A 2,084-nucleotide genomic window follows, 5' to 3' on the forward strand; every position below is an offset into this window, starting at 1 on the left:
GCTACGCCTTCGACCCTCGCGTCCGCAAAATGGGCCTGCCAAAGCCTTTGCTCGCTGGCCGCAGCGCACGTCTGGTCCTGACCGCCGATACGCCCGGATGGGGCTTTCGTTTCCTATACCGTTCGGCTCTGCGCCACCAGATGCAACGCCAGATCCTTGGCTACACGGGCATTTCGCCGATGGCTTTCACGCTTTGCTCACCAGTTGAGAAAAGCGCCGACACAATCCGCACCCGCTGGCTGGCAGATATCAGGGCGCTGGGGCAGGCGGGCACCTGATCTCGCTACCGGCAGTCGCCGCAGCCAGGTGTTCCTTGTAGCGTGGGTCGCTGGCGGCAGGCCTGCCTGCCTTGGCGCATAGCAGTGCCACATAATCTGCGCAGCACTGGTGATGCAGTGCCGCGATCCCCGGATGCCCCATCATCTCTGCATGCAGCCGGTCAAAACCGGCTGCATGTCTCAGCGCCGAGTCGTCGAGCCGAGTGTTACGGTTGGCGTTGGCAAAATACTTGTCGGTGTATCGGTCGCGCCCAGCCACGGGCGACAGCGTGCCACGCTTCAGCCCAAAACTCTCCACCGACCGCACCATGTAATGATTGATCTGCGCCGTGGCGTGGCTGGTCAACGCCAGCGGCAGCCGCCGCATATAGGGTGCCGCAGGGTACCACTGGTCTACCATGACGCCATCGCCATTCACCCAGACCATCCCCGGCGCGCCCCATGCGCTTGTTGCGTGGGCCATGGACAGGCCCTTTGGCCCGTGTTCACCCAAACGCCAGAACCACCTCGGCTTGCGAAAGATCGACTTGACCCACGACGACAGGCCCGTCTCGCCGCTTCCCGTCCAGAGGAATTGCCGATGAGTAAGGCCATCCTCCCATGCCTGATGCCCCGAAGTGCCGAACACTTTCCAGTTGATTGACATGCCAAGAAATGGCGCCTCATCGGCAGGAGGGAGCAGGTCGCTCAACCGGCCCTCGCCCGCGTGAATCACCAAGAACTCGTCGACATCGCAGACCATAACCCAATCGGCCTGCTGTACCGCCGCATGCTGATGCGCCTGCTGCAGCTTGGTGCGGGTGATAGACCCGCCCGGAGGTAAGACGCAGCGCAGATGGATGCACCAATCGGCGGCGGCAAGGGCGTCCAGTAATTCGGGCGAGTGGTCGGTGCAGTCATTGGTGACGATGACGATATCACTGAACCCGAGCAGCCGTTGCCAAGCCACCCATTCCACAATGAACGGCCCCTCGTTTCGCATCGATGCGACCACTGTCGTGCGCAAGAGTTGCCCTTCCCAAAACTTGCGAAACGCTGCATGGGCCGGGGGGCAAAGTCAACCCAAACCCCTTGCAGCCACCGCCCGGGCGTAAGATGATGCGCCCGCAGTTGGCAGGATGATACTGACATGAAGCTCTTTGTGGGCCTTGGAAATCCGGGCGCCAAGTACGCTGGCAACCGGCACAACATCGGCTTCATGGTGCTGGATCGAATCGCCGCCGACCACAGCTTTTCACCGTGGCGCAAGGCGCATCACGGGCTGGTCGCCGAGGGCCGGCTTGGCAGCGAAAAGGTCATTCTGCTAAAGCCTGAAACCTTCATGAACCTGTCGGGCCAATCGGTGCATGCGGCGCTGGCGTTCTACAAGCTGCCGCTGGCCGACATGACGGTGTTTCACGACGAGCTGGATCTCGCCCCCGGCAAACTACGGGTGAAACAGGGCGGCGGCCATGCCGGGCACAACGGGCTGCGCTCGATCCATGGCCATCTCGGTGATGCCTATGGCCGCGTCCGCCTTGGCATCGGGCATCCGGGGCACAAGGATGCGGTGGCGGCCTACGTCCTGCATGATTTCGCCAAGGCCGACGCCGAATGGCTGGAAGACCTGCTGCGCGGCATCTCGAACGGCGCGGCACTTCTGGCCGAAGGCGACGGCGCGCGCTTTCTGAACGCCGTGGCCCTGCGCACCGCGCCGCCAAGGTCGTCGACCACAAGGTCCGAAGCCCCGCAGCCTCTGTCGAAACCCACCCCTCCGCCGCCCGAGGCGGAAGACACGCGCAGCCCGATGCAAAAGCTGCTCGACCG

The 2,084-nt window shown here is 63.2% G+C and carries 2 protein-coding genes and 1 pseudogene; 2 read left to right on the forward strand and 1 reads right to left on the reverse strand.

Annotated elements, in window-relative coordinates:
- Positions 1 to 278, forward strand: a pseudogene (locus RMO18_RS16750) (flavodoxin family protein); the annotation flags it as partial.
- Here RMO18_RS16750 and RMO18_RS16755 read toward each other — a convergent pair.
- On the reverse strand, positions 250 to 1,284 hold the full coding sequence (locus tag RMO18_RS16755; RefSeq protein ID WP_309667443.1) for a glycosyltransferase family 2 protein: 1,035 nt from the start codon (positions 1,282 to 1,284) through the stop codon (positions 250 to 252). The pseudogene RMO18_RS16750 and the gene RMO18_RS16755 overlap by 29 nt on opposite strands.
- Positions 1,285 to 1,407: 123 nt before the next feature.
- On the opposite strand from RMO18_RS16755, the gene pth reads away from it, so the two are divergent.
- Positions 1,408 to 2,084 (forward strand): aminoacyl-tRNA hydrolase (gene pth / locus RMO18_RS16760; protein WP_309667444.1); only part of this gene is annotated, 677 nt, incomplete at its 3' end.

Origin of the sequence: Tabrizicola sp. (assembly GCF_031377265.1) — a bacterium.
Lineage (GTDB): Bacteria > Pseudomonadota > Alphaproteobacteria > Rhodobacterales > Rhodobacteraceae > JAUYQR01.